General features: G+C 36.5%; 22 protein-coding genes, 1 pseudogene, 1 riboswitch and 1 other annotated feature. Of the genes and pseudogenes, 21 read left to right on the forward strand and 2 right to left on the reverse strand.

The annotated features are described in order from the left end of the window. The first annotated feature begins 95 nt into the window (after window positions 1-95). From JCM9157_RS14210 to JCM9157_RS14270, 14 genes are all read left to right on the forward strand, one after another. The gene (locus JCM9157_RS14210) at window positions 96-1,841 is read left to right on the forward strand and encodes a sensor histidine kinase (RefSeq protein ID WP_035665673.1); all 1,746 of its coding nucleotides are present in this window, start codon (window positions 96-98) and stop codon (window positions 1,839-1,841) included. After that, window positions 1,841-2,974: a response regulator gene (locus JCM9157_RS14215; protein WP_052013163.1), complete on the forward strand. Its 1,134-nt coding sequence runs from the start codon at window positions 1,841-1,843 to the stop codon at window positions 2,972-2,974. Before JCM9157_RS14210 ends, JCM9157_RS14215 begins: the two co-directional genes overlap by 1 nt. Continuing rightward, window positions 2,947-3,321 carry a helix-turn-helix domain-containing protein gene (locus JCM9157_RS23500; RefSeq protein WP_081734194.1) on the forward strand — a complete coding sequence of 125 codons (375 nt, stop codon included), beginning with the start codon at window positions 2,947-2,949 and terminating at the stop codon, window positions 3,319-3,321. Before JCM9157_RS14215 ends, JCM9157_RS23500 begins: the two co-directional genes overlap by 28 nt. 299 nt (window positions 3,322-3,620) lie before the next feature. Then, entirely contained in the window at window positions 3,621-5,660 is a 2,040-nt protein-coding gene (locus tag JCM9157_RS14220; protein ID WP_052013165.1) for an alpha-L-rhamnosidase-related protein, read from the forward strand. Window positions 5,661-5,810: 150 nt separating this feature from the next. Then, the gene (locus tag JCM9157_RS14225; protein WP_035665674.1) at window positions 5,811-9,329 is read left to right on the forward strand and encodes a glycoside hydrolase family 3 C-terminal domain-containing protein; all 3,519 of its coding nucleotides are present in this window, start codon (window positions 5,811-5,813) and stop codon (window positions 9,327-9,329) included. 299 nt (window positions 9,330-9,628) lie between these two features. Further along, on the forward strand, window positions 9,629-10,942 hold the full coding sequence (locus JCM9157_RS14230) for an ABC transporter substrate-binding protein (RefSeq protein WP_035665675.1): 1,314 nt from the start codon (window positions 9,629-9,631) through the stop codon (window positions 10,940-10,942). Window positions 10,943-11,006: 64 nt separating this feature from the next. Further along, window positions 11,007-11,891 (forward strand): carbohydrate ABC transporter permease, encoded by an 885-nt coding sequence (locus JCM9157_RS14235; RefSeq protein ID WP_035665676.1) that lies wholly within the window; start codon window positions 11,007-11,009, stop codon window positions 11,889-11,891. 18 nt (window positions 11,892-11,909) lie between these two features. Then, window positions 11,910-12,791 carry a carbohydrate ABC transporter permease gene (locus JCM9157_RS14240; RefSeq protein ID WP_201768900.1) on the forward strand — a complete coding sequence of 294 codons (882 nt, stop codon included), beginning with the start codon at window positions 11,910-11,912 and terminating at the stop codon, window positions 12,789-12,791. A 75-nt stretch (window positions 12,792-12,866) separates the two neighbouring features. Further along, a complete protein-coding gene (locus tag JCM9157_RS14245; protein ID WP_035665677.1) occupies window positions 12,867-13,493 on the forward strand; it encodes a YesL family protein in 627 nt (208 codons plus the stop codon). A gap of 65 nt (window positions 13,494-13,558) precedes the next feature. Then, window positions 13,559-15,127, forward strand: coding sequence for an alpha-L-rhamnosidase-related protein (locus tag JCM9157_RS14250; protein WP_035665678.1), 1,569 nt, complete (start codon window positions 13,559-13,561; stop codon window positions 15,125-15,127). A 613-nt stretch (window positions 15,128-15,740) separates the two neighbouring features. Next, complete coding sequence (locus tag JCM9157_RS14255) at window positions 15,741-16,721, forward strand: NADPH:quinone reductase (protein WP_035665679.1); 981 nt, start codon at window positions 15,741-15,743, stop codon at window positions 16,719-16,721. Window positions 16,722-16,890: 169 nt separating this feature from the next. Beyond that, window positions 16,891-17,079 (forward strand): DUF4083 domain-containing protein, encoded by a 189-nt coding sequence (locus tag JCM9157_RS14260; RefSeq protein ID WP_035665680.1) that lies wholly within the window; start codon window positions 16,891-16,893, stop codon window positions 17,077-17,079. 88 nt (window positions 17,080-17,167) lie between these two features. Then, window positions 17,168-17,950 carry a class I SAM-dependent methyltransferase gene (locus JCM9157_RS14265; protein WP_035665681.1) on the forward strand — a complete coding sequence of 261 codons (783 nt, stop codon included), beginning with the start codon at window positions 17,168-17,170 and terminating at the stop codon, window positions 17,948-17,950. A 125-nt stretch (window positions 17,951-18,075) separates the two neighbouring features. Continuing rightward, entirely contained in the window at window positions 18,076-18,765 is a 690-nt protein-coding gene (locus tag JCM9157_RS14270; RefSeq protein WP_035665682.1) for a Crp/Fnr family transcriptional regulator, read from the forward strand. Window positions 18,766-18,852: 87 nt separating this feature from the next. Here JCM9157_RS14270 and JCM9157_RS14275 read toward each other — a convergent pair whose 3' ends face one another. Beyond that, window positions 18,853-19,698 (reverse strand): hypothetical protein, encoded by an 846-nt coding sequence (locus JCM9157_RS14275; protein WP_035665684.1) that lies wholly within the window; start codon window positions 19,696-19,698, stop codon window positions 18,853-18,855. A gap of 190 nt (window positions 19,699-19,888) precedes the next feature. On the opposite strand from JCM9157_RS14275, the gene JCM9157_RS14280 reads away from it, so the two are divergent. From JCM9157_RS14280 to JCM9157_RS14300, 6 genes and pseudogenes are all read left to right on the forward strand, one after another. Then, entirely contained in the window at window positions 19,889-20,224 is a 336-nt protein-coding gene (locus JCM9157_RS14280; protein WP_035665685.1) for a hypothetical protein, read from the forward strand. A gap of 23 nt (window positions 20,225-20,247) precedes the next feature. Next, window positions 20,248-20,379 carry a hypothetical protein gene (locus JCM9157_RS25800; RefSeq protein WP_268870953.1) on the forward strand — a complete coding sequence of 44 codons (132 nt, stop codon included), beginning with the start codon at window positions 20,248-20,250 and terminating at the stop codon, window positions 20,377-20,379. Window positions 20,380-20,489: 110 nt separating this feature from the next. Continuing rightward, window positions 20,490-20,738 (forward strand) — a binding site (T-box leader). Between the two features lie 48 nt (window positions 20,739-20,786). Then, window positions 20,787-21,785 (forward strand): tryptophan--tRNA ligase, encoded by a 999-nt coding sequence (locus JCM9157_RS14285; protein WP_035665687.1) that lies wholly within the window; start codon window positions 20,787-20,789, stop codon window positions 21,783-21,785. Window positions 21,786-21,960: 175 nt separating this feature from the next. Then, window positions 21,961-22,312, forward strand: a pseudogene (locus JCM9157_RS14290) (GNAT family N-acetyltransferase). Between the two features lie 76 nt (window positions 22,313-22,388). Further along, window positions 22,389-22,883: a GNAT family N-acetyltransferase gene (locus JCM9157_RS14295; RefSeq protein WP_035665688.1), complete on the forward strand. Its 495-nt coding sequence runs from the start codon at window positions 22,389-22,391 to the stop codon at window positions 22,881-22,883. Between the two features lie 66 nt (window positions 22,884-22,949). Beyond that, window positions 22,950-23,372 (forward strand): YhfM domain-containing protein, encoded by a 423-nt coding sequence (locus JCM9157_RS14300; RefSeq protein WP_035665689.1) that lies wholly within the window; start codon window positions 22,950-22,952, stop codon window positions 23,370-23,372. Between the two features lie 588 nt (window positions 23,373-23,960). On the opposite strand, the gene JCM9157_RS14305 is transcribed toward JCM9157_RS14300, so the two are convergent. After that, window positions 23,961-25,421 (reverse strand): MDR family MFS transporter, encoded by a 1,461-nt coding sequence (locus JCM9157_RS14305; protein ID WP_052013166.1) that lies wholly within the window; start codon window positions 25,419-25,421, stop codon window positions 23,961-23,963. Window positions 25,422-25,584: 163 nt separating this feature from the next. On the opposite strand from JCM9157_RS14305, the gene JCM9157_RS23505 reads away from it, so the two are divergent. After that, entirely contained in the window at window positions 25,585-26,244 is a 660-nt protein-coding gene (locus tag JCM9157_RS23505; RefSeq protein ID WP_052013167.1) for a TetR/AcrR family transcriptional regulator, read from the forward strand. Window positions 26,245-26,389: 145 nt separating this feature from the next. After that, window positions 26,390-26,577: riboswitch (cobalamin riboswitch) on the forward strand. The last annotated feature ends 105 nt before the right edge of the window (window positions 26,578-26,682 follow it).

The raw sequence follows: 26,682 nt of genomic DNA on the forward strand, positions 1-26,682 counted from the left end.
GCATGATTCATCAAAAAAGAAGTAATTAACTAATAAATAGACTATAATACATACGACTCAGAACATACAGAATGGATCTTAAAGGATGATTGGAAATGAATCGATTGCTTCAAAAAATGGTTAGAATTTTCCACCTGCAAAAATTCAAAAATCGAATTCTAGCAGCATTAATCGTACTATCTATTTTACCCATTTTATTGCTTGGTTTTATCTCTTATAATTTGGCCAATCAGGCACTTGTTAAAAATCATATTGAGAATAATCAAAGTAGGCTTAAAACAACAAGTGAAACCTCAGATGTTATTTTTCGTAATATTATTAATACACAAAGATTAATTCTATCAGACCAAACGTTACGACAAGAGTTAATTCAAAGTGGCAGTAGTAGAAGTAATGATCAAGATATTATTGGTTGGCAAACCTATGCCATTCTGCAGAGAATCTTATCTAATTATTTAGTTGATCAACGCTATATTGACTCTGTTTGCGTCCTGGATAATGCGTTTCGTTCGGTTTGTTATGGAAGATCGAATTTAATCGATTCTTATCAAAATAACCCAAGAAGAATTTCTCAAACCCTTTGGTATCAAAAGAGTTTAGAAGCAAAAGGGAAGGAAATTTTTATTGATTATAACGTTCTAGAAAATAAGCCGGATACATTCTCCTCTGTTAAATTACTATTAAATCCTGAGCAATTCAGCCGTGAACCAATTGGACTTCTGGTAGTTAATATTAAAAAGTCGCTATTTTCCAATATGTTGGATGAAAGAGAATCAGAAGGGATGATTATTCTAGATTCTTCAGATGGTGTAGTTAAAACTGTTTATGATTCCCGTCCTGATTCTGATCCTATGTATACAATTGATAGCCTTAGTTTTGTTTTACAAGAATTAGAAAAAAAGGGATATATCACTAGTCATTATACGAACCAAACAACTGGCTGGACTTACTTATCGGTGATGAAAAATGAGGATCTTTTTAGAGACTCTGTTCAGATCCGGACAGCTACTTTCGCTATTGCTATTTTGATTACATTACTAGTCTTGATTCTCTCTGTTTTCCTCTCTAGTAAAATTACAAGTCCTATTCGACAAATTAAGAATATGATGATGGATTGGTCGAAAGGAACAGGAACAACGACGGCTAGTGATAAAGATGAATTAGAATTAATAGGTGGGACGTTTAAACAGATTACTACTGAAAATAGAAGTTTAAACGAGCAGTTAATTCGTTCTCAATTGAAAGGAAAAGAAGCAGAATTACGGGCTTTACAAGCACAAATCAATCCGCACTTCTTATATAACACGCTTGATTCAATTTATTGGATGGCGATGATTGACAAAAATGAGCAAATCTCCAAGATGACAGTAGCTTTGTCGGAAAGTTTTAAAATTAGTTTAAATCATGGAAAAGAAACCATCCCCCTTTCAAAGGAATTGGAGCATATTAAACATTATGTAACGATTCAAAATATTAGATTTAGTAATCGTTTTCAATATATCCAAGATGTCGAAGAACAGCTATTGGATAAAATGATTTTAAAGTTAATACTTCAACCGATGATTGAAAATGCGATTACTCATGGGCTAGAAAGAAAAGTTGGCAAAGGAACAGTAAAATTAATTGGTCGATTAGAATCTGAAACAATGATATTTATAGTGGAAGATGACGGGATTGGTATTGAAGATTTAGCTGTTACAGAGATGGGCTATGGCTTACAAAATATTAGAGAGCGATTATTGCTCTATTATGGCCCTGAAAGTTCTTTTGAAATCAACAGTGTTGTCAATCAAGGCACAATAGTAGAAATTCGCTTGCCCAAAGATAAGGAGGGTTCTTAATGCTTAAGGCAGTCATATTTGATGATGAATATATCGTGATTCAGGGTTTGAAATCACTGATTCATTGGGCTCAATACGGTATTGAAGTAGTAGGTACTGCGAGCGACGGGATTTCAGCATTTGAGCTGTTTCAAACGCTGAAACCAGATATCGTTTTTACAGATATTAGAATGCCAGGTATGGACGGATTAGAGCTAATACAGAAAATCATGAAAGAAGCACCTACTACAATTTGCATTGTCTTTAGTGGTTTTAATGAATTTGAATATGTGAAAAAAGCTCTTAAACTAGGTGTAGCGGACTACCTTGATAAGCCAGTAACAATTCCCATGATTGAGGAAGCGGTCGAGAGAACGCTGAAAAGGATAGAAGATCAAAATGAAATGACAAATCTAAAATTAGAACGAAAGAAAACCAAGCAAGAGTTAATGGAGAAAGCAACTTTAGACTTGTTATTAAACAAAGACGATGCCTATAAGAAATGGCATGAACATTTTCGCACCGAAGCGGATCGTGTGGTTGCGGCAACTGTTATTTCCTATTACGGAAAAGAAAAAATGCCCATCATCAGAAATGACTCAGTTACAATGGTCTCAGTCTGGAATGGGAAACGGGATTTAGTGGTCATTTTTTATTTTAACCAAGATTTTTCTCTGACGGAACAGTATATAACAGAGTGGATTAACCGTACCAATGGAATAGTAGGTTCGGGTCAGATTTACAACGATTTAGAATTATTGTCAAAAAGTTACCGTGAGGCACTGAATGCCTTGGAATACGGGTGTTTTCTTGAAGAAGAAGGTTGGATTCGTTTTGAAAATTTACCGAAAGATACGGTTATTCCCGAGGAACTTTCTAATCAAGTAAAGGACATTTTATCTTCAATGCGTAAAAGAGATGAAACGGGAACAGAAAATGCCTTAACTCAATATATAGATTGGATTGAATTTGAGAAGCTTGATCGAGACATGGCAGAGCGTGAACTATTAAAGCTGATTTATTTAGTCATCGAGGTTGTCAAAGAAACAGCTGGAGAGTCGAATGTGAAACAGTTAGCAACCTATCAGCTTACAGGGAGATTCGTAACGCCCAAACAAGAGATGAAATGGCACTATGGCTCCGCAAGCAAATGAAACAAATGTGGGATTGGACCATAAAGAATACCCAAGAAAAGAAGCATTCGGCTATTAACCGAGCATTACAGTATATCGAAGGGCATTATAATGAAGATTTAACTCTACAACAGGTAGCAGAAAAGGTTGATATGAACCCAACCTATTTAAGCTATCTCTTTAAAGAAGAAATGGGTGAATCCTATATTAAATATTTGACTCGTTTCCGAATTGAGCAGGCAAAATCGCTACTTAAATCAGGGCAAAAAGTTTCTGTTGTAAGTGAAATGGTGGGTTATCAAACTTACAGACACTTTTCTGAAATTTTTAAAAAAGCTACGGGTGTGACCCCAAGCCAATTTAGATGAAGGATATGGGATGAAGAAATAAATAATAAAGACTGGTGATCAATTTTTAGGACAGTAGAAAAAGGCAACTCGAACTTTTTCAGTGTCCTTTCTCTTGATCATCAGTCTTTTTTGTTAGAACGAAGGAGTGGACATGACTATGAAATTAATATTTTTAGTACTATTCATAAAAATGCAGACAAAATCAAAAAAATGAGACACTTAAAAATCATAATGGCACCGCTTACAATTATCTTAAGACAGTTTGAGAATCTTCTATAGGCGTTATCTCTTGAAAAGAATTAAGGAGTGAGGAAGCATTGATAAAAGAAGGAGATAGAGAAAATGTATGTTGGATTTGGTACCCAGGGGATTGGGAAGTTTGGTTACATGAGCAAATTTCCGTAAAACGAAAAATGCGTGAAGTTATCTACCCTGCCTATTGGCGCTTAGACCGTCATTATAGTTCCGTTCGTTTTACTTACACGTATGAGTTAGAAATGCCGGAGGAAGTAGAGATTCATACAGATGGACAATTCGCTGTTTATTTAGACGGGAAAGACAATGAAAGACATAACAAACAACGTATGTTGTTGCCTGCAGGGAAGCATGAAATAAGTGTAGCCGTCTATAATGACGTCGGAATTCCGGCCTTATATATGAAAGGAGAACATTTGAAAACGAACGATGAATGGAAAGTGTCCTGTTACGATAAACATTGGTATCAGGTAGGGTGTTGGCCAAATGAATTGAATGATCCTAAAACAACGCCATCACAATACCGTTTGGAAACGAGTGAACAGCATCCTGTAACTGTAGAAAAAAGAGCAGAGGGCTGGTTTGTGGATTTTGGGAAGGAGACATTCGGCTTTCTGCAGCTGAACGGGATAAAAGGACAAAGTGATGTGACGGTTTACTACGGAGAGTCTAGAGAAGAAGCAGAAGACCGAGATCATTGTGTATTATTAGATCGCATAACCGTTGACGGTTCACAAACAGAAATTTTTACGTTAACAGAGTCTCGAGCCTATCGCTATGTCCAAATTGTTCCTGAATCAAATGATTTTCAACTGGACTCGATCTCTATGCTGTATGAATACCTACCTGTTGACTATCGTGGGCGTTTTAGAAGCTCCAACGATCAACTTAATCAAATTTGGGTGACATCACAGTATACCTTTCATCTTAATACGAGAGAATTTTTCTTTGATGGAATAAAGCGAGATCGCTGGGTCTGGTCAGGAGATGCCTATCAATCCTTTTTATTAAATTATTATAGTTTCTTTGATCGAGACGTTGTTAAGCGAACTTTAGTCGCATTAAGAGGAAAGGATCCAATTGTTACTCATTTAAATACAATCGTCGATTATAGCTTATATTGGTTTTCGGGGATATACGATTATTATTTGTATACGGGTGATGATTCATTTGTGAAATCACAGTATGAAAGGATGCTCTCTCTGATGGATTTCTGTTTAGGACGTCGTAATAACGATGGCTTAATGGAAGGGATTGAAAAAGACTGGGTGTTTGTCGACTGGGCTGATCTTGATAATCGAGGAGAAGTGAGTACGATTCAGTTGTTACTATGTCGCAGCTTGGAAACGATGGCGTTAGTGTCCCAATTGGTCGGAGACAGTGACAGAGTACAAGATTTTCAAGAACAGGCATTGACACTCAAGGAAAAAATCATAGATATCTTCTGGAATGAAAATATAGGAGGTCTCGTACACAGTCGTGCGGATGGAATTCTTAATTCTAAAGTAACGAAGTATCCTAATATGTTTGCTCTAATGTTTGGATATTTAAATGATAAACAAGCTGAAGAGGTAAAGAAAAATGTGTTACTTAACCCTGATGTACAGCCGATTAAAACTCCGTATATGCGGTTCTATGAATTAGCCTCTCTGTGTGAGGTCGGAGAACATCAATTTGTGCTTGAGGAGATGCTTCAATATTGGGGAGGAATGCTTGATTTAGGGGCGACAAGTTTTTGGGAGGAATATGATCCAAATCAAACTGGGACAGAACATTTTGAAATGTATGGAATGCGTTACGGAAAAAGTTTGTGTCACGCCTGGGGTGCAAGCCCGATGTTCTTAATTGGTAAATATTATCTAGGTGTCAAACCACTAAGTCCTGGATATGAAACCTTTATGGTAGAACCTCATCTTGGTGGATTAGTGTGGATGGATGGAACGGTACCAATCAATGAAGGTGACGTAGAAATTTTCATGGATTCCAAGAAGATTAGAGTTAGAGCGACTTATGGTCATGGGATTCTTCGCTATGAAAAGAATGGTGAAATACGAGAAACTGAGATTCCAGTGGATGGAAACTGGTTAGAAGTAGTGAGGTAGTCTTTATCCAAATCAGAACAGGAGTTACTAAAGGGAGGTGAATGCTTATTGATAGATGTTTGACCTGCACCTATGAATTAACTTCTAGATGACGAACAAGTATTTTTTTGAAAGCGAATTCATCTATTAAACAAGAAAAGGGTGAGGTACATGCAAAAATCCCCAGTCAAGCGATTTGGAAAAAGATGTTTGTTAGCGTTCCTAGGACTGACGCTAGTTAGTACTAGCTTTCAACCAGTTGGTTTTGCTACAGAAAGACAGGAGCAGGGTGTTTCCTTTAAGACACAAAGTGGTGGAGTGTTCGATGGGATGCCGTTATTTGATGGGAATCCGGAGCATTTAGACGAGTATGTTGATACTTATTTTGAATATACGGGTCTAGAAGGTCCAGCGGTTTACGCAACAGGATCTCGTAATCACTATACTCTACAACGAGGAAAACACGCTGGGAAAGTCATTCCAGGAGCTCTTTCAGCAGCCGACAATGTCCAAGGTATATCTACCGATTTTCCTGCTCTCGTTGGGATGGGGCAAACGTGGAACAAACAATTGTTAACCGATATTGGTAAAGTAATGGGCAGTGAGAAGTTAAATACTTTAAAAGTAAAACAAGGTGAATCAAACATCCATGGTGGACCTAATGCCTCCCCAACTGTAGCGTTCACTGTGGAAACAGATTTACGAATTAATCCTTTGAGTGGGCGTTTTGACGAGGGCTATTCGGAAGATGCCTATCTTACCTCTGTTCTAGTCGATAATATGGCAGCAGGGTTAGGAGGGACCGATTTACCAGAAAGTAATGATGGATTCTGGATGAGAGCAGCTGTTGGGACTAAACATTACTCCGTATACAATTCACAATGGTACCGATTTTCAGCTAGCTATTTGGCGGGGGCACGTGCTCAATATGAGTATCAGACCCGAGCAGCTTTATTGCCACTTTCAACTGGTTCAGTTTCTGGTGTTATGACTTCATTTGGTCGAACAAATGGAGTACCAAATATCTTGTCACCGTTGCAATTACACGCAAATAACTATGCTAAATATGGCGTTTACAGTTCACCAGATTTTAATGCAGATGCACACGTATTCGGTCCAGAGACATCTGCTGGAAGAGTTCAACAAGGCAATGGCTACGATCAAACATACGCTGTTGACCGCACTCATGCTACGGCTTTAATGGTACTAGCAAAATCAAACGCGGGAAGGCCTTCTCCTAATCCACAAGATGCACTAACAGATGTACTTGGACTAGTAGATGCGGTAGAGCAAGGATTATACGGATTGTCAAAGGAAGATTTGATTGAAGCAGCTCGACCTCATGTGAACCAAATGGTTAGGGTTGGGATTTTCAATGAAGTAGATGAAGAGGGGATTCCAAAGTATTATCCATTCGCCCAATACGCTAAAGATGTTGCCACAACCCCTTCTAATTATCATATTCCTGAACATCAAGATATTGCATTGCAAGCAGCTAAAGAAAGCATCGTACTTTTAAAAAATGATGGGGCGTTACCTTTAAATAAGAATGAGAACGCATCTATATCTGGAATTTACGCAGATGCTAGGTTTAAACCAACAGCATCTCTAAGGGTTACACCGGAAATTACAAATTCAGGAATTTCTCCGTTAAGTGCAATTATTAGAAAAATAGGTGGCGATCGGATTTCTTATCACACAGGTGCTCCGATCATTGGATTATCCTCTAAATTACTTGATCAGACTGTAACAGCAAATGCTAATGCAGGGGCAGAAGGATCAGTATTACAGACTACTGAAGAACCATTGAATTCTAATGATCCTGCACACTTATTTGAACAATATGATTGGGGACAAGAAGGACACAGTTTACGATCTATTTTAAATGAACGCTGGGTCACTTCTCCTAACGCAGGAAATGTAGCTTTAGGAAATACAGATAACACAATTCTAAATATTACGAGCAATGACTGGAGTCAAGAGTTGCTTCTTGGAAATACAAGTACAATTCCTCCTAGATTACGAATCGAGCAAAATGAAGATCAATCGGTTTCGATCATTAGTAACGGATTTAGAACTGGATTTACTGGTGAATTTTCAAATTGGTATTATTTGAATGGTAGAATGATTACGACAAGTGATAAAGGGAATTTAGTAACGTCAACTTCTACCTTAAATAACGCAACGAATGCAGCTATTCGTGACGACAGATCAAAATTTGAAAAGACGATTATTAGAAAAGCTGGAGAAGATGTAGTTGAACGCGCGTCAGTAGATGATTATGCGGTTGTGTTTGTTGGTGCTATCCCACGTCACAGCGCAGGGGAAGGTAATGACCGATCCAGTCTTTACATGGGTGAAACGGATTACGAACTAGTGGAGAGAGTTTCAGAAGCATTTGCTGCACAAGGGAAAAAGACAGTTGTTGTTGTAACTTCTAGTTTTCCTGTAGCACTTGACAAGATAGAGAATAATCCGAATGTGAATGCTATTATCTATCAACCATATGCAGGGCAATATGATTCTGTAGCCTTGGCCGAAGTGTTGTATGGCGATTACGCACCAACAGGACGTTTAACTTCTACTTGGTATGCAGATATGTCTGCATTACCTTCCCTCAGTAAATATTCTATTCCTGAGGGTAATAGTACTGACGTTGTAGGGGTTAACATTGATCCTCGCTACACAGTAGACATGCTCAACTCGGATCCGATTGATACAAAGTTAACTTACATGTATACGGAAGCTCCGGTTACTTACGAGTTTGGTCATGGACTTTCTTATAGTGAATTCGGATTTTCTGATTTTACAGTACCTACCGAAGCAGATAGTAAAAAAACGTTTAATGTTACAGTTAACGTAACAAATACTGGCGAAGTGAAAACGTCAGAGGTCATTCAACTGTATATTAAGAACAATAATTCAGCCTACAAAAATTATGCTCCTAAAAAACAGCTGGTTTCATTTGATAAAGTTGAAATTGAGCCAGGGGAGACTAGAACAGTAACATTATCAGTCAATCCACAAGATTTCGCTGTTTGGGACGTTAATTTAGGAGATTTCATTGTAGAAGAAAATCAATATACGTTAATGGTCGGATCTTCTTCTGAAAATATTAAGGAAGAGCAAAAAATCAAAGTAAAAGGAAGCTCAATTGCCACTTTACAAGCTGATACTTTTAATGTATTTGATCATAGTTTCTCTTCTCATGAGGTTGTTTATCATGAAGTTTCTAAAGGCAGAACAGCAGCAAATCTTAAAGAGAATAAAGTTGTCGGAGGCTATCATGCGGTAAGGTCTAAGCAAGAAGGTTCATGGGTTGCTATACCAAATGTGAAACTTTCTAATGCAAAAGAGGTTACAGCAAGAGTGGCTACCGATGTAAAAAGCGGTCAAATCTCATTGCATCTAGGTTCACCTGACAGCAAGCCTATTGCAGAAATTAACGTACCTGTCACAGGGCCAAATTCTTATACTGTTGATCACACAAACGTTACGGTCAATGAACTTGGCTATGTTGATGTAACTACAAAGTTAACAGGAAATACTCAAGAAACAAAAGACCTTTACGTTGTGTTTCACGAAGCTGACCTGCGGATTGATAGTCTAACTTTTACGAAGCCAGGAAACAGTAATCCTCCAGGAAAAAGGGAGGAACCAGGGAAACCAGAACATGCAGGAAGACCCTAAAACGCTGAAAGACCTTGGATCTTTTTTTTATTAGAAGAAAGTTATAGTTCTTAACTAGATTGGTGTGATAAAAGGAATAAAACCTTTTGTCACACCTTTTTACATGTCATAATGATTACATCCACAGAAAATCAATGAAATTAGGTAATTATATCCAGGGAAATCCACACTCAACAAAAAAACTCGGACATAATCAAAAAAATGAGGCACTTAAAAAAAAACTTTGGCACCGCTTACAATTAACTTAAGAACTTAAACGAAGTTCTCAAAAACAAAAACAGATTTGAGGGGGAAACACAATGAGCAAGAAGTGGCTTTTACTAATGGTATGTGTAATCGCTTCCATGTTAACGATTGTTGGTTGTTCCAACAACAGTTCAGAACAATCCAGCAGTGAGAATGAGGGAATTGTTGAAACAGGCGGCGAGGCTAGAACGATTAAATACATGCATAATAGAACAGAAAATGAAGGGCAGCCTCGTGTCGTATTACCGATGGCAAGAGAGTACGCGGAAGCAAATAATCCTAATTTTGATGTTGAACTTGAAGTAGTTGATCAAACAAACACTACTCAAAGAATTCAGTTGCTTGCCTCAAGTAACGATCTTCCTGAAATGTTTGCTTATCATTCAGATCAACCTTTGCAAGAACTAATTGATGCTGATTTAGTTGTTGATATTGAAGAAGCGTTTAAAGAAATGGGAATCTTCGATAAATTAAATCCAGGTGCTGTTGATCTGCTTAAACAATTAAGTGGAGGAAGAGGATTGTATGCGGTTCCAATGGAGCTAAATATCGAAGGATTCTGGTATAACAAAGAAATTTTTGAAGCAAATGGTCTAGAAATTCCAACAACATGGAATGAACTATTAGAAGTAAGTGAAACTCTTCTAGAAAACGGAGTTCAACCTTTTGCAGTAGCTGGACAAGATAGATGGCCACTAACACGTTACATTAATGCATATACTACTCGTTTGTATGGTGTTGATGCAATGGGACGTGTTGATAGCGGAGAATTATCAATAATGGATGAAGGCTTTATTGAAGCAACTTCCATGGTACAAGAAATGGCTCAGAAGGGTTATTTCGGACAAGGATTTAATGCAATTGACTATCAAACAGCCAATGATATGTTTCTAAACGGGCAAGCGGCAATGATTTACATGGGAAGCTGGATTTTAGGTGACATTCATGATGAAACTAGAAATCACATTGGTGGTCCAGATGGAGTTGGATTCTTCAACGTGCCAACGGTTGAAGGTGGAGTTGGAACATTAGAAGATTACAATATGAATGCTGGATTCGTAACGGTATTTGCGAAAAATAAATTTGATGATGCTATGAAAGATTGGGTTCAATACTTATATACGAATTATGCAGATCGTGCTTTAGCAGATTATGGAATGATCAGTGGTCTTTTAGTTAATGAAACACCAGACAATGTAAGTTCATTAACGCAAGCGGTAACAGAAGAGCTTAACAATGTTCAAAGTGCATCGCTTTGGTTCGAAGCTTATTTTGATGCTCGTAAGAAGGATGCAGCAGAAATCAACGTTCAACTTCTCACAAATGGTGATATGTCACCTGAAGAGTATTTAGCAGAGTTAGAATAAATCTAGTTGAATGAAGGTCCATTCCAGGACCTTCCTTCTTTATAAATTGGAAAGGAGTGGAAGTATGAACACCGTATTGCAAGACAGAAAAGCGATTTTCCTTTTTATAGGACCTGCGATGATATTATATTTACTTATTTTATTAATCCCTACCTTTTGGTCAATAGGTTATTCCTTTTTCGAGGGCTCTCCGATTCGAGGGTTTGAGTTTGTAGGAATTAGTAATTACCTAGAGGTCTTTAGTGATCGAAACTTTAAAAATAGTTTAGGGTTAAGTATTAAGTATGCAGCTCTTGTTACGACAGGACAGGTTGTCTTGGGGCTCGCATTGGCTTTACTTTTTGTCTTTTATCTAAAGAAAGCTTCCTTTTTAGTTAGAACATTAGTATTCTTCCCTGTAATCCTACCAGCCGTTGCAGTGGCTGAGATGTTCTCTAAATTATTTGAATTTTCTCCTCAACTGGGTTTAATTAATAGCTTGTTAGCAAGCTTAAGTTTAGATATGTTGGTTCAGCCTTGGTTAGCACAAGGTGACACGGCTTTTGCCGTTCTTGTGATTATGGATATTTGGAAATCAATGGGCTTTTATGCCGTTATTTTATTTGCCGGATTAATTGATATTCCTGAGGATGTTTTAGAAGCGGCAAAGTTAGATGGAGCAAAAGGACTAACTCTTGTCTACAATATTGTTCTTCCGATGATTCGTCCGATTCTGATTTCAGCTGTGATCTTTAGTTTAAATGGTACATTAAAGGTCTTTGAAACAGCCGTTGCGTTAACTGGTGGTGGACCAGGTAATAGTACAACGATGTTAACGATGTATATGTACGATACCTCTTTCACATATAGTCAGTACGGATACGGTAGTACCATTGCCGTTTATCTTCTGTTGTTATGTTTAGGAGTTACTTTACTAGTTTATAGATTTGCACGTAAGGACGTTGCCTAATGAATGGAGGGGAGAAAGATGCAAACAAATCTAGAAATGAATAAACAAACAACACAAGTTAAGACGAAGAAAAAGTATCGATTAGGATCTGTGGTCGGGATGACCTTAATCTTTTTGTTTGTACTTATTTTGATCTATCCAATCATTTGGCTTTTACTATCTTCACTCAAAACACCGAATGAAATTGCAGTAAATCCAATGTTTTCTTTACCGCAAAGTTTCTATCTCGATAACTATGTTACGGCATGGACTTCAGGAAAGATGAATGTTTACTTCAAAAATAGTATAATCGCTGTTTTTCCAGCTTTATTCCTAATTATCTTGTTAGGGTCAATGGCTGCTTTTGCAATTGAGAAAATGAGATGGAAATTAAAAGATAAAGTAATGCTTCTATTTTTAGCAGGTATTATGATTCCTGTACAAATTGTTTTACTTCCACTTTTTACAATGTATTTTAATTTAGGGCTATTAAACAATCTTTTTGGCCTTATGCTAATTTATACGGTTTTCGGTTTACCATTAACAATCTTCTTATTTGTCGGTTATTTCAAATCAGTACCGAATGAATTATTAGAATCATCGATCATGGATGGGGCAAATATTTATCAATTTTTCTTTAAAATTGCTTTTCCATTACTGAAAAATGCAATTGTTACAGTTGCTTTAGTTCAATTCTTCTTTGCTTGGAACGATTTGATTTTTGCCATGACCTTTATTAGTGATTCTAACTTACGTACCATTCAAACTGGTTTAATTAGTTTTACAGGTGAATATGGAACACGTCAATGGGGGCCAACCTTTGCTTCAATTTCATTAGCGGTTATCCCTACATTAATCCTATATTTGTTTTTAAATAAGCTTGTAATGAAAGGTATGACTAGTGGTGCTGTTAAAGGATAGGAGATAGATGATGTTACTCTCCGTATTGTTACGGGGAGTAATTTTTAGATAAGAACAAACGAGGGAGGGTCTCCAATGAGATTTGGAGGGTTGGTTGGAAGGTTTCACGAGGTAACAGAGTGGATCATTAAATTGGCATATGTGAATCTTCTTTGGATCGTGTTTTCATTAGTTGGTCTGGTTTTAGCAGGCTTTTTCCCAGCTACGATAGCGATGTTCGCAGTTGTGAGAAAATGGATTATGGGTGAACATGATATTCCTATTTTTAAAAGCTTTCTAAAAGCATTTCAAACTGATTTTAAAAGAGCTAACATTTTGGGATATATCCTAATGGTCATCGGAGCGGTTTTATATATTGATAGTCAGATCCTACAACATCTGACGAATCCTTATTGGCAGTTTCTGCATATCCCGATGTTTATCGCGATACTAATGTTTGTGTTAACCGTTTTTTATGCTATTCCTTTATTTGTTCATTATCATTTGAGTTATCTATTAATCATACGAAATGCTTTTCTGTTAAATTTTAAGCATCCGGTCATGACGGTACTCATGGCGTTATCAATATATGGTCTTTATGTCGTTAGCATGCACTTACCAGCTATTACAGTCTTATTCGGAGGAAGTATAACCTCTTTTGTGATTATGCGTTATTCTTTTATTCTATTTGAAAAAACGAGAAGAGAGCAGAGGAATCTATAAAGGAAGAAACGGTGTATTCCAGAAATATTTATCAAGCTTAAATGAACGATTGGAGTTGAATAGAAATGAATTTTCAAGTAGCAGCCGAGAGGAAAATTGATCGAAACGAGGATTTTATTCAAAAAGCAGAAAGCCTGAAGCCAACCTTGAAAAAGCAAGTAACTAAGCCGATTAATTTAGTTAAAACGGTAGAGGATCCTGACATCATACATGGCTGGAAATGCATTGTAACAGAAGCAGTAGAAAAGCTTGTAGAAAAGGATTATGGAAAAGGGGATAGTTTCATCGTAGATTTCGGCCAGCACCAAGTAGGATATGTAACACTAAAAATCCGAGCTGTTGGAAGTCCACCGGATGCCCCTCTCCATATCCGTTTAACATTTGGAGAAATGCCAGTGGAGGTAGCGGTGCCTTTTTCAACATATAATGGTTGGATCAGTAGCTCTTGGCTACAGGAAGAAACCATTCATGTCGATGTCTTGCCTGAAACCATCACCTTACCAAGGCGCTATAGCTTCCGTTATATGAAAGTAGAGATTTTAGATACTTCTCAAAAATATCGTGTAGCATTTGACGAAATCAGCTGTGAAACTGTGACATCAGCAGATAATACCCACGTACCAAAAATGAATTATCAAGATAGCGAGCTTGAACAAATGGATCGAATTAGCATTAAAACACTAGAAGACTGCATGCAAGATGTTTTCGAAGACGGTCCCAAAAGAGACCGCCGTCTATGGCTAGGAGATCTTCGATTACAAGCACTCGCAAACTACGAGACATTTCAAAGTAATGATCTAGTTAAACGATGCTTATACCTTTTTGCGGGTGTACCAAATGAACAAGGACAAGTTTCAGCCAATTTATTTATAGCACCAACACTCGTACCAGATGATACGTATTTGTATGACTATTCGTTATTTTTTACGACGACCCTGTACGACTACTATGAGGCAACCAATGATCAAGAAACACTTGAAGAACTATGGCCTCTTGCTTACCGTCAAGTTGAATTAGCATTAGAGAGATTAGATGAAAGAGGGATTGTAACAGATAGCTCGACTTGGTGGGCATTTATCGATTGGCATGAGGAGTTAAACAAACAAGCCCCATCACAAGCAATTTTGATTTATACACTAAGAAGAACGATCCGATTAGCTGAACTTCTTGATGAAAGCAAAAAAACGTATTTGGAATTAAAATTAACCAAAGTTGTTGAGGCAACCCTTCAACATTTATGGGATGAACAAAAAGGATTCTTTGTAAGTGGTGACACGAATCAAGTCTCTTGGGCTAGCCAAATTTGGATGGTACTTGCTGAAGTATTAGATCAAGAAGAAAACAGAATTCTCATAAACCAGCTGTTCGAACAGAACCCAAGTATAGGAATGAACACCCCCTATATGTACCATCATCTTGTTGAAGCGTTATTATTAATCGGGGATCAGAAGAAGGCAGTCGAGATGTTGCGAACCTACTGGGGTGGAATGATAAAAGATGGAGCAGACACATTCTGGGAGCTATACAACCCAAATGACAAAGCATACTCTCCGTACGGTAGTCATTTAATTAATAGTTATTGTCATGCTTGGAGTTGTACACCGACTTATTTGATTCGAAGGTATGGGTTGTAGATGTATGAATGGAGTCTGTCTAAAAAGTTTTGGGGCAGACTTAAAACTTATTATGGTGATTTTTTCTTTATCAGCGGCGAATAGGACAATAAATCATATAACCATCTAACTATTAAGGTTCTGAACATCGTTTTTTGATGTTCAGAACCTTTAACAATACATTTATTTGTAATTAGTATGTCCCAGCCTCTTTCATTTTTCCTATTTCAATTACTGCTCTTTAATATTCATAAAACCCCAGCGTCCAAGCGAAACCTCTGTGCTCTTGCCAACTTGCTCTCCACTTAAGAGCTCAAAGCCTGAGGCATATATTCATCGTAATAAGCAACACCGTATAGTAGTTTTTCCAGCATAAACTTCCTTTCAATTGTTTATAAGCCCAAAGTTAATCTATAAACACATAATGATAACGGTATCATAATTTATTATAGATTAATTAGTAGATTTATTATGGTAAATTTAATTGGAAAACGGTATTTTTTAAAGATGAATGTCCTTTTATTCGAATAAGAGAGTCATTGAAGAGGTTTTGATTACTTTGAAGTACATTTTTATACAGATTGGTTTTTATTTACGTGATATTTTTAAACCCGAAACGAGGAGAATGATTAAGATGAAAGCCATTCAAGTTACACAATTTGGTGGACCTGAGAAATTAGTCTATACAGACGTTAAGGTCAGGGATGTAGGAAAGAAAGAAGTATGTATTCGTTTATATGCTGCGGGTATCAATCCAAGTGATATTTACACACTAACAGGAACCTATGCTTTCTGTATTCCTCAATTGCCTTACACACCGGGGTTAGATGGTGCAGGGGTTGTTGAGGCTGTTGGTGAAGGAGTTACACATGTTCGTGTTGGTGAGCGTGTATTTGTCGCTTCCTTAATGGGAAGTGAAAGTACAGGGACATTTGCGGAAAAAGTAGTATGTGATGCAACTTTGGTTTATCCTTTACCAGATCAGGTATCTTTTGAACAAGGTGCAGCAATAGGAGTACCTGCTTTGACTTCTTATCGTGCTTTATTTCAACGGGCTCGTTTGAAACCTGGTCAAACCGTGTTAATACATGGGGCTAGTGGTGGGGTTGGATTGCAGGTTGTGCAAATGGCGAAAGCTCACGGAGCTAAAGTAATTGGAACAGCTAGTAAGCCCGAGGGTAAAAAAATGGTACGAGAAGCAGGCGCAGACGAAGTCATTAATCATGTTACAGAAGCAACAATTCAGGATGTTTTAGCTTTAACGCATGGTCGTGGACCTGATGTAATCATAGAATTTTTAGCTAACATTAATTTAGAGACAGATTTAAAGCTAATAGCACCATTTGGTAAAATTGTAATCGTTGGAAATCGTGGTTCAATTGAGGTGAATCCACGACTAGCGATGCAAAAGGAGTGTGATATATTAGCAACAGCTCTTTGGAACGCACCAAAGGAAGAATATGAACAAAGCATTCATGGTGTGATAGGCATGTTGAAAAGTGGCGTACTTCGACCAATTATTGGTACAAGTTTGCCACTGCAACAAGCATCGCAGGGGTTTGAACAATTAGCAGAAGGCAAAGGAAATGGTAAGCTGGTTTTAGTGATTGACTAAGTCATAGATTAAAGGGCCTGCTTACCAAAAGGCTAGCGTAGCTCAAATGTAGCAGCGCTAGCCTTTTTTATATCATACAATCTATCAATAAGCATAAGTTCCACTAGTAAAATTTAAGGGAAATAATGGTATAATAAAAGTAATTTAGTGGAAGTGAGGTGGAAGTCAGATGGAGGTTCATTGGGGTTCAATCATCTACCAATTACTCAGTTTTGGACTTATTATTTTATTTGTTGTCTCGTTTACTCTTTTCATAAGAAGGTTACTGTTAAATTCAAAAGAAAAGAACAGCCAACTTAAAGAAATAGGGAATAAATTAGATAAGATAATAGATCAAATTGAAAACGATAAAAAATAATTAATTAGGTTGAGTCTATATGTATGACTACTTGAAGTATTAAGAAAATTGTTGGTTTTTGGTTTGTTTATTAACAAGGAGAAATTCTATGATCAAGAAAATAAAACTAGATAATTTTGAAGAGTACGATGATCCAATTTTATATGATAAAGAAAATAATACATATATTGAAGACATTCATTTTATTGAAAAATGGGCTTCAAAACAAGAAGGTATAATCATTGATTTAGCTTGTGGAACAGGAAGAGCCACTATTCCCTTGGCAAGAAAGGGGTATAGATTGATAGGGGTTGACCTTCATAAAGGTATGTTAAATGAAGCGAAAAGGAAAACCTCTAATCTAGGATTACAAATAAAGTGGATTGAACAAGATTGTTCGAGATTAAATTTGAATGTAAAAAGTAATCTTATCTATACCGTAGGGAATTCATTTCAACATTTCCTTACAAATGAAGCTCAAGATGGATTATTAATGTCAGTAAACAGACATTTAGAGACAGATGGAATATTCATATTTGGTACAAGATTTCCTAGCGCAGAGGAACTATTTTCGCCTAATACAGAGGAGTATTGGAAATCGTATGTAGACGATGACACAAAAAATATTGTAGATGTGTACACGATAAGTAGTTATGATTTTCTGAAACAAATTCAGCACAATATCACGATAAGAAGAATGAAAGATAGCGTTGGAAAAGTGGTTAAGGAACTTCAAACAAACATAAGCTTACGTTATGTTTTTCCAAAAGAAATGGAGCGCATTATTCAGGTTAATGGGTTTGAGATCGTTAGTGTGTACAAAGATTGGAACGGGACACCTATATCAGATGAATGTGATCAAATGATTTATGTCTGCAAAAAAATCAAATAATGAGTTTTCTAATGACAATTGGGAATACATAAACTTCTACCTATGATGTTAATCACAGTATTCTATCTGTTAAGTGTTTACAATAACAGAAGAAAAACTTACTTTTTAATGTAAGGAGTTTTGAAATGAAGGTAGAATTAATAAAAGGACTTTTACAGAACTTCTCTCTTTTTAAAGAACTAATGGAAGAAGAAATCGACCCAATTGTTGAGATCTCACATTTACGGACGTATCTCGCAAAATCATTTGTTTTTATGCAAGGTGAACCGCTTGATCGAGTATTTTTTATCTACACTGGTAAGGTGAAAATACATAAAACAGACTTGTCTGGTAAAGAACAAATTGTTTCTATTCTCCAAGCGGGAGAAATGTTTCCACACGCTGGTTTTTTTCGGACAGGTAACTTCCCGGCACATGCTGAAGTATTAGAAGAAACTGAATTAATTGTCATACCAGTAGAACAGTTTGAGAAAATACTTTTAAAGTATCCAGAGCTCAGTATTAAAATGTTTAAAGTATTGGGAGAGAAAATCATTGATCTTCAGAACCGTTTAGAAGAAAAAATTCTTTGTGATATGTACCAACAAATTGTGATGTTATTTCTTCGTTTATGTAAGACAAATGCTGTGAGGAAGAATGACCTGTACAAACTCACGTCGCATTTTACGAATCAAGAACTGGCTAATATGATCGGAACATCGAGAGAGACGATGAATCGAACCATTAACCAATTACGAAATAAGAAATTAATTATGTTGGATGAAGATGGCTGTTTTTTAATTCACTCAGCAAAACTGGGAGAAGAGATTTTGTAAATAATGTGGGTTGCTCTTCTGGAAATATAAGCTAGTAGTTTTCAATTGAACAATTCAACAATGGAAGGGTTAACAGTGACTATCCAATTAAAAATCGTTACTATGGTAAATGGTTTTATAAAGAAATTTTGATATAAAAATCATCGTTAAATACCAACAAATATAATTTAGCCTTCTTTTGAAATTTACTTTTAGGAGCCCTTTTTTCACGAGAAAGACATCAATAAAAATATGGCAAAAAATCATTAGAAAACGATAAATAGCACCTGACTTTGATGACGTAAAGGTTGCAAGACTTGATAGAATCAAACTGTATAAAGGAACTATTTTAAAATGTTCTGTCGAGGTATGATACATTCCAATACCAAAACGAATTTGTCTCTTAGCTGCAACTAAATACAGTAACATAATAAAGAGAACTTCAACAGATAGAAAATGAGCTGTTTTTAAAGCCCATTTATTTTGGTTGGAGAGTGCTTTAAAGAAAAGATCACTAATATGAAAATATATAAATATTAAAAAAGGCGTAAATATAGGCTTCCACCAAAAAACTTTATATATTTTCAAGTGTATAAATAACTTTTCAATTCCAACATACATAATGCTAAGACACATTTTCCATTTCCAGTTTTTCTTAAATAGAGTTAAAAACGTAGCTGAGATAGGTACGTAAACAGCTTGAGATAAAATTGCCCCTAAAATAACATCGAAAAACCGTTTTTTCATTATAGAAGGTTTGTATCTGTAACCATGGAATAAGTTAAGAGTGGGGTACTCAAATAGAAAAGCAAAGCCTACGTTTGATAAAAATAATATCCAAGCATGTGTGTTGTTCTTTCTTTTTAACAAGAAAGAAAACAGGCCAATATGAATAATTGTTAAAAACAAATAAGGAATAGAGTTTGTATTAATTGATTTTTTCATATTTCTCATACTTTCACCATCTTATCTTTTCCTAGTTATATGACTATCCTTTCTTGAATTTCAAAAATTATGCTTTGATTCTGCTTAGAAAGTATAGCCAAAATTGAGTGGTTAGAGGTTACTCTTCACTTTTTGCAAGAATAGGTTTATATTAATGATGAAATAATGAATATAAATCAAATTAAAGGATTGGTGGATGATGGGAGTTAAATTAATTGTTTTAGTAAGTTTACTATTTGCCTTCATCTTACCATCGTACAGTTATGATCATATTGCAACTAAATCTATTGATTTTGATTTACACATAGTTAATGAAAGAACTGTTTTTGATATCGGAGGACTTAATTCCTCAACCACTTTGCCAGTCATTTATTTTATAGTAGGAATAGCTTTTCCAAAAAAAACTAGCCGTTATAATATTCATATCAAGGGTTTGCTACGTTCTTTTATTCCGTTATTAATAATAAAACGTAATCTTATAACAATTAAATTTCAAAGTACATTTTTCTCTCCTCAGAATACTCAATCTATCTAGATGAAGAAAAAAGGAGATGAACGATGTTGTTAAAGAAAAAGTTAATAAATCATGAATTAAGCGAACCTTTTATCGGACTTGCGTTCGGAATCACGTTAATGATTATTGTATTTTTAGTAGCGCATTTTGTCTTTGGTTTAGAAGCATTTTCATAGGGAAATTGGATACTGATGGTCAAATCAAGCCAAAAACGTAAGAGAACATCTGATCAAAGAAAAATTTCACTTGACCTTACATTATCCATAATTTAGTATTTAGTTAATAGTGAAGAGCGATGATGAAAAAGAGTAGGCTTTAAGAACGTTTCAGAGAGCGGATGGTTGCTGAGAATCCGTACGGGACTGGAGTTGAATGGGTTTCTGAGCTTCTAGATTGAACGACAGTAGGTCTAGCGGATGTCTTACCGTTAAAAAAGACTATGTATCGAAACGTTTTTATGGTTTCTGTACAAAATAAGTGCGTTTATGTAATCGTAAACGAATGAAGGTGGCACCACGGGTTACTCGTCCTTTTTAAGACGGGTAACCCTTTTTGTGTTTTCTACTTAATTGGAGGGCTTTGGATGAAAAAAACAATTTTAACAGGAATAAAACCTACTGGACAAATCCATCTAGGGAACTATATCGGGGCCATAAAGCCAGCGCTGGAATTGGCCAAAGTTGCAGAGTATCGACCGTCTTTTTTTGTTGCTGATTATCACGGTCTAACGAAGATTCGCGATGCTGATCGGTTTCGTCAACTAACTTATGGCATTGCTGCAGCGTGGTTAGCGTTTGGACTTGATCCTAACAAAGCAACTCTTTACAGACAAAGTGATGTACCGGAGATTTTTGAGTTAAATTGGATTCTAGCCTGTTTTGCATCCAAAGGCTTACTGAACCGAGCTCATGCATATAAAGGAATCGTTGAGAGTAATCAACAATCTGGAAAAGATTTAGATGATGGTGTGAATATGGGACTCTTTACTTATCCGATCTTAATGGCTGCTGATATTTTGATGTTTAAAACGGACCTTGTTCCAGTTGGAAAAGACCAAATTCAGCATGTTGAGATTGCAAGAGATATTGCAGAAGCCTTTAACAAAAATTACGGAGAAACGTTTGTGTTACCAGAGTATCAAGTCGAAGAAGAGACAGAGTTGCTTCCAGGCTTAGATGGTAGAAAAATGAGCAAAAGCTATCAAAATACAATTCCACTTTTTGAAGAACCGAAACAATTACAAAAGCTTATCAATAAAATAAAAACAGATTCACTTCCACCAGAGAAACCTAAAGATCCAGAGTCATCGACTTTATTCACGTTATACAAAGAGTTTGCCTCTCCTGTTGAAATTGAAGCAATGAGGGAGCAATATTTAAGTGGAATTGGCTGGGGAGAAGTTAAAAAGGAATTGTATAGAGTAATGAATACTTATTTAGAAGAGCCACGTGAGAAATATAAGGAGTTATTAGCCTCACCTAAAACCATAGATGAAATATTGTTAATGGGGGCGGACAAAGCAAGAACGATAAGCACTCCTTTTCTAAAAGAAATTAAAAAGAAGATAGGGTTATTAGCCTAGTAAATTGTTCTAATACAAGGGGGGAAATAGAATGATTATTAGAGAAATTAACACGGCTGATTCAGAGGCATTAGCCAACCTTACTAAACAAGTCGAGGCAAGCTCGGAATATATGCTTTGGGAACCTGCTGAAAGAAATATGGATCCCAACAAACAACGAAAGATGATAGAAAAAATGGTTGAAAGTAAGAATTCTACTATATTTGTAGCTGAAGAAAAGAATACGTTAATCGGGTTTATAATGTCAGTTGGTGGTCCTGCAAATAGAAATAAACATTCTGCCTATATCGTGATAGGAATTTTGAAAGAGTACCGGGGCAAGGGTAGGAACAAAACTATTTCAGTATTTAGAACAATGGGCTTTGCATCATGATATACACCGTTTAGAATTAACAGTTGTTACTCGAAATGAAATAGGAATATCTTTGTATCAAAAGATGGGATTTGAGATAGAGGGAAGAAAAAGAGACTCTTTATTAATTAATAGTGAATATGTTGATGAATACTATATGTCGAAACTTTTATGATCTCTTTTTCGTATGAAAAGGCTCCCAAAAAGTAATGCAAGAACTAGAACGAACTTTATTTAATGGAGTGTGTGTAATGAATGATTTTCCGATTGTAAAAGAATACAATTCTGAGCATCTAGAAGAAGTTATTGAATTAATTCTTCACATTCAACAACAAGAGTATAACGTGGCGATAACACAGGGAGACCAGCCCGATTTGTTTAATATTGAAGAGTACTATCAAACTGGTAATGGTAACTTTTGGATTGCTTTCCATGGCAAAAGAGTAGTAGGGACCATCAGCCTATTAGATATAGGCGAGCAACAAGTGGCATTAAGAAAGATGTTTGTACACGAAGACTTTCGAGGTGCTACATTTAAAACAGCAAGTCTATTATTAGATACAGCTATTAATTGGGCAAACGAGCATTCAATCAATGCAGTGTTCCTTGGGACGACTCCACAATTTTTAGCGGCTCACCGGTTCTATGAAAAAAATGGATTTATAACAATCAGTCGAAAAGATTTACCTGAGAATTTTCCTGTACTGCAGGTTGATAAAAAATTCTATAAGTATGTGATTAATTAAACATTCAATAAATCTAGTTTTACCAAAATTCTCTTTATATAAAAATAAATAGCGAGGTTTAGAGGAATGAAAGTACTATTCATTGTTCTTTCACTTATAAGTGTTACTATCCTTGGCGGTTGTCTGAATCAGGGTACGAAAATGGTGTTATTAGATGAAGAGATAGTAAAAATAGAGTTCTCACCATCTAAAGGCGTTGGGAGCACCAATGCTGATGTGTCTGTTTCTTTTGAAGATAGTCATTCAATTAAAGTGTTGGAACAAGTTATTAAACATTCAGTAGAAAAGAAAGTAGATGTGCATAAGGAACCTGATTATGATCTTGTTGTCTCATATGGCGACCAATTACCCATGCATGCGATTCATCTTTGGTTAGGGAATGAAGGAGAAGAAAGTATTCTGATGTATATGGTGGGAGAAGGAGAAACATTTAAAACAACAACGACAGCGACTAAGCAATTAAGAGAGTTGATTGTACAAAATCAATAAGCAGTAAATATAAAACTAAATTAAGAGGCTGGGTCAAAAAAAGTTTTAATAACGAGAAATCTGAACACAAGGTGGTTATAGCGTAGCAAGAGCTCCGGAAATATACTTCGCTTTCCAAATCGAGAAAAATTAACGATAATATGAGGTATGGAGAGAGCCAATAAACGGAAATTTTTCTGTTAGATAGCAGACTAGAGATGGTTCGGGTTATATAAGCGGTGGTTTTCCGATTAAGCCATGCAAAATAACGGGTTTTCACGTTTTTCTAGTCAATAGTCGGAATCTTTCCGTCTATTCTAGCTATTTTCAGTGGTATTTCCTAATTAAGAGAAATTTCTCCGCTTATTTATCAATCTCGCTTTAGCTTCGGCGTCTAATGAACTTGTGAATCGGAGTAATATACTTTAACTCTTATTAAACGGGGGTTAAGTAGGGACGAGAATATGAGTAAAAGCACAGATATTAAATCTGTGCTTTTTTGTATGCTAAGTTTGCTGTTATTTAGCTTGTAAAATAGGTTTCCCCTCCCAGAACTGAGCCCGTTAGCCATCCATGCAGCGTAATTTTTTATTTCTCAGTTAACCTGAATTAGTTACTCTGCTTAGATCTGCGTACTAGAACGGCAAGAACAACTGTTGCAAGTGCTAAGTAAAAACCTGTTGAAAAGCTTTGCTGTGAGCCATGAGTAAGAGCAGCAATCATGTCTTCTCCGGTTGGATTATTAATGCCATTGTTTTGAAGGTAACTTTGTTGACCGTTTTCCATTACGGAAATAAACAAAGCAGCACCAATAGCACCAGCCACTTGCGTCAATGTATTCATAATCGCTGTACCATGCGGATAAAGTCTTTGTGGGATTTGATTCAAACCGTTAGTTTGTGCAGGCATCATAATCATTGCAACAGCAATCATTAAGATAGCTTGCTGGACAACGACCATCCAAATAGGAATCCCAGGAATGGTGTACCGATACGTAAAGACAATAATGGCTAAAATGATAGTCCCAGGTATTAATAATGGTCTAGGGCCAAATTTATCAAAAAGCCGCCCCATAATTGGGGACATTGCACCATTTAACAAACCACCTGGAAGTAGTACGAGTCCGGCTGTGACAGCACTAAACAATAGGGCTCCTTGCATGTAGATCGGCATCACTAACATCATCGCAAACATCGTCATCATGACGAGCATGACCATTAAGAGACCTAGTGTAAACATCGGATAACGAAATACTCGAATATCTAGGAGTGGTGCTTCAATTTTTAACTGGCGCCAGCTAAATAAAGCGAGCGATACGAAACCGACTAGCAAGAATGAAAAAACAAGTGGATCCGTAAAGCTTGCGTCCCCCTTACCAGCTGCACTAAAACCGTATACGATTCCACCGAATCCAAGCATAGACAACAAGAATGAAATAATATCTAGCTTTGGTTTAGATGTTTCTGAGATATTTATCAGTACTTTCATCCCGAACAGCAGTGAGGCAAGTGAAATAGGTAAAATGAAATAAAACAACGAACGCCATGTGAAATTTTCAACAATTAGGCCTGATACAGTTGGTCCAATGGCTGGGGCAAACATAATAACAAGACCGACCATCCCCATGGCTGCACCGCGTCGTTCAATTGGAATGACAGTTAAAATAATATTAATCAAAAGTGGGATCATGATTGCTGTCCCAATTGCCTGGGTTAAACGGCCGATCAATAGAACCGAAAAAACAGGACTAATACCACAAATAATGGTTCCTAATGTAAAAAGGGACATCGCAGCAATAAATAACTGACGTGTCGTAAACCGTTGCATGAAATAAGCGGATATAGGTATTAATGTACCGATAACAAGCATATAACCAGTGACAAGCCATTGTACGGTACTTGATGCAACACCAAAATCAGCCATAATGGCGTTCAAGGCAACATTTAAAATCGTTTCACTTAAAATGGCAACAAATGCACCTGATAACAGTACAGCTAAAATAGGAATCGGGTTCACATCAGGTTTACTCGTTTCGTTAGCTGCTGCGGTTTCTTGAGCTATAACAGCCATAAATCTCTCCTCCAATTTATCTATATATACGGAACGGGGGCGTTCCGCTAAGTAATAGTAACACTATCATTTATGAAACGCAATAGTTCCGTATTTGTAAATAATAAATGAAAATGCTAAAATTATTTTAGGTGAGACTGAATGAAAGGTGGTGTAAGTCCCTTTGTCTACGCAGAATGATAACCAAGAAGAAACTAAACGAGGGAGACCCCTTGATTTATCTAGAAACAAAGTCATCTTAACGGCAACTTTAGATTTATTAGCAGAGAATGGGTTTGACGCATTAACGATAGATGCAGTTGCAGCTAGAGCAAAAGTTGGAAAGGCAACGATTTACAGGCGGTGGTCTTCCAAAACGGATCTAGTCATTGATGCAGCAGCTTTTATGAGCCCTTTTGAAAAATTAGAAGAGTACTTAGATAGAAATCAACCTTTAAGAGGACAATTAATTGATATGCTTTCTTTCATTTTTCAGTGTGATGATGATAAAGCACAGAACACCCTCACAGCCATATATACGGCAGCTTCTTCTAATGAAAAATTGGATAAAGTATTGAAAAATGAGTTCTACTGGCGCCATAGAGAAGCAATGGCCTCAATAATTAGACCATTCTTAGAGGAGCAACATCAACTTATAGAGGCTGAATTTGATCTACTGTCTGACATTGGACCAGCCTTAATTACGTATCGCGGGATCTTCGTAGAGAAACCGTTTGACCGCGCTTACGTCGAGAGAATGGTTGATATGTTGATGATACCTATGATTAACACGTTGCTATCTGAGGATGATGAGAGTACGAGCGCGATTAACGATACTTTATAAGTGATAAACAACAAAATATCAGTATTTTTTAAGATGGTTCATAAAGTCTAGTTAGTCGATAAATGGGGGATTCCACATATGTAAAATAAATATCCTACAAAACTAACTGTTGCTATATATTTAAAATCATAGTTTAATAGACATTATATTACAAAATATTAAAAGTGCCATAAGTGATCAACTTTGGATAATAGGGAAATCAGTTAAAGTCTGATGCAGCCCCCGCTACTGTAAGTGTTGATGAACATGTCAAACCACTAGATACTTTCTAGGAAGGGACATTAGTAAGTTTGAGACACAAGCCAGGAGACCTGCTTTTAATACATGTATCCAATCTTCGGAGGGAGGGTTTGGGGTGAGCATTTTTAGAGATCTAGTAAAATAGACTTCTAATTTGAACATGCCTATACCCTTAACTTCAAATTGGAGTTAAGGTTT

Source organism: Halalkalibacter akibai JCM 9157, assembly GCF_000513135.1.
Lineage (GTDB): Bacteria > Bacillota > Bacilli > Bacillales > Bacillaceae_D > Halalkalibacter > Halalkalibacter akibai.

Bases quoted from the DNA above. Each gene is read 5' to 3' on its own strand.
- JCM9157_RS14210 (WP_035665673.1), top strand. From the start codon at position 96: ATGAATCGATTGCTTCAAAAAATGGTTAGAATTTTCCACCTGCAAAAA.
- JCM9157_RS14215 (WP_052013163.1), top strand. From the start codon at position 1,841: ATGCTTAAGGCAGTCATATTTGATGATGAATATATCGTGATTCAGGGT.
- JCM9157_RS23500 (WP_081734194.1), top strand. From the start codon at position 2,947: ATGGCACTATGGCTCCGCAAGCAAATGAAACAAATGTGGGATTGGACC.
- JCM9157_RS14225 (WP_035665674.1), top strand. From the start codon at position 5,811: ATGCAAAAATCCCCAGTCAAGCGATTTGGAAAAAGATGTTTGTTAGCG.
- JCM9157_RS14230 (WP_035665675.1), top strand. From the start codon at position 9,629: ATGAGCAAGAAGTGGCTTTTACTAATGGTATGTGTAATCGCTTCCATG.
- JCM9157_RS14235 (WP_035665676.1), top strand. From the start codon at position 11,007: ATGAACACCGTATTGCAAGACAGAAAAGCGATTTTCCTTTTTATAGGA.
- JCM9157_RS14240 (WP_201768900.1), top strand. From the start codon at position 11,910: ATGCAAACAAATCTAGAAATGAATAAACAAACAACACAAGTTAAGACG.
- JCM9157_RS14245 (WP_035665677.1), top strand. From the start codon at position 12,867: ATGAGATTTGGAGGGTTGGTTGGAAGGTTTCACGAGGTAACAGAGTGG.
- JCM9157_RS14250 (WP_035665678.1), top strand. From the start codon at position 13,559: ATGAATTTTCAAGTAGCAGCCGAGAGGAAAATTGATCGAAACGAGGAT.
- JCM9157_RS14255 (WP_035665679.1), top strand. From the start codon at position 15,741: ATGAAAGCCATTCAAGTTACACAATTTGGTGGACCTGAGAAATTAGTC.
- JCM9157_RS14260 (WP_035665680.1), top strand. From the start codon at position 16,891: ATGGAGGTTCATTGGGGTTCAATCATCTACCAATTACTCAGTTTTGGA.
- JCM9157_RS14265 (WP_035665681.1), top strand. From the start codon at position 17,168: ATGATCAAGAAAATAAAACTAGATAATTTTGAAGAGTACGATGATCCA.
- JCM9157_RS14270 (WP_035665682.1), top strand. From the start codon at position 18,076: ATGAAGGTAGAATTAATAAAAGGACTTTTACAGAACTTCTCTCTTTTT.
- JCM9157_RS14275 (WP_035665684.1), bottom strand. From the start codon at position 19,698: ATGAGAAATATGAAAAAATCAATTAATACAAACTCTATTCCTTATTTG.
- JCM9157_RS14280 (WP_035665685.1), top strand. From the start codon at position 19,889: ATGGGAGTTAAATTAATTGTTTTAGTAAGTTTACTATTTGCCTTCATC.
- JCM9157_RS25800 (WP_268870953.1), top strand. From the start codon at position 20,248: ATGTTGTTAAAGAAAAAGTTAATAAATCATGAATTAAGCGAACCTTTT.
- JCM9157_RS14285 (WP_035665687.1), top strand. From the start codon at position 20,787: ATGAAAAAAACAATTTTAACAGGAATAAAACCTACTGGACAAATCCAT.
- JCM9157_RS14295 (WP_035665688.1), top strand. From the start codon at position 22,389: ATGAATGATTTTCCGATTGTAAAAGAATACAATTCTGAGCATCTAGAA.
- JCM9157_RS14300 (WP_035665689.1), top strand. From the start codon at position 22,950: ATGAAAGTACTATTCATTGTTCTTTCACTTATAAGTGTTACTATCCTT.
- JCM9157_RS14305 (WP_052013166.1), bottom strand. From the start codon at position 25,421: ATGGCTGTTATAGCTCAAGAAACCGCAGCAGCTAACGAAACGAGTAAA.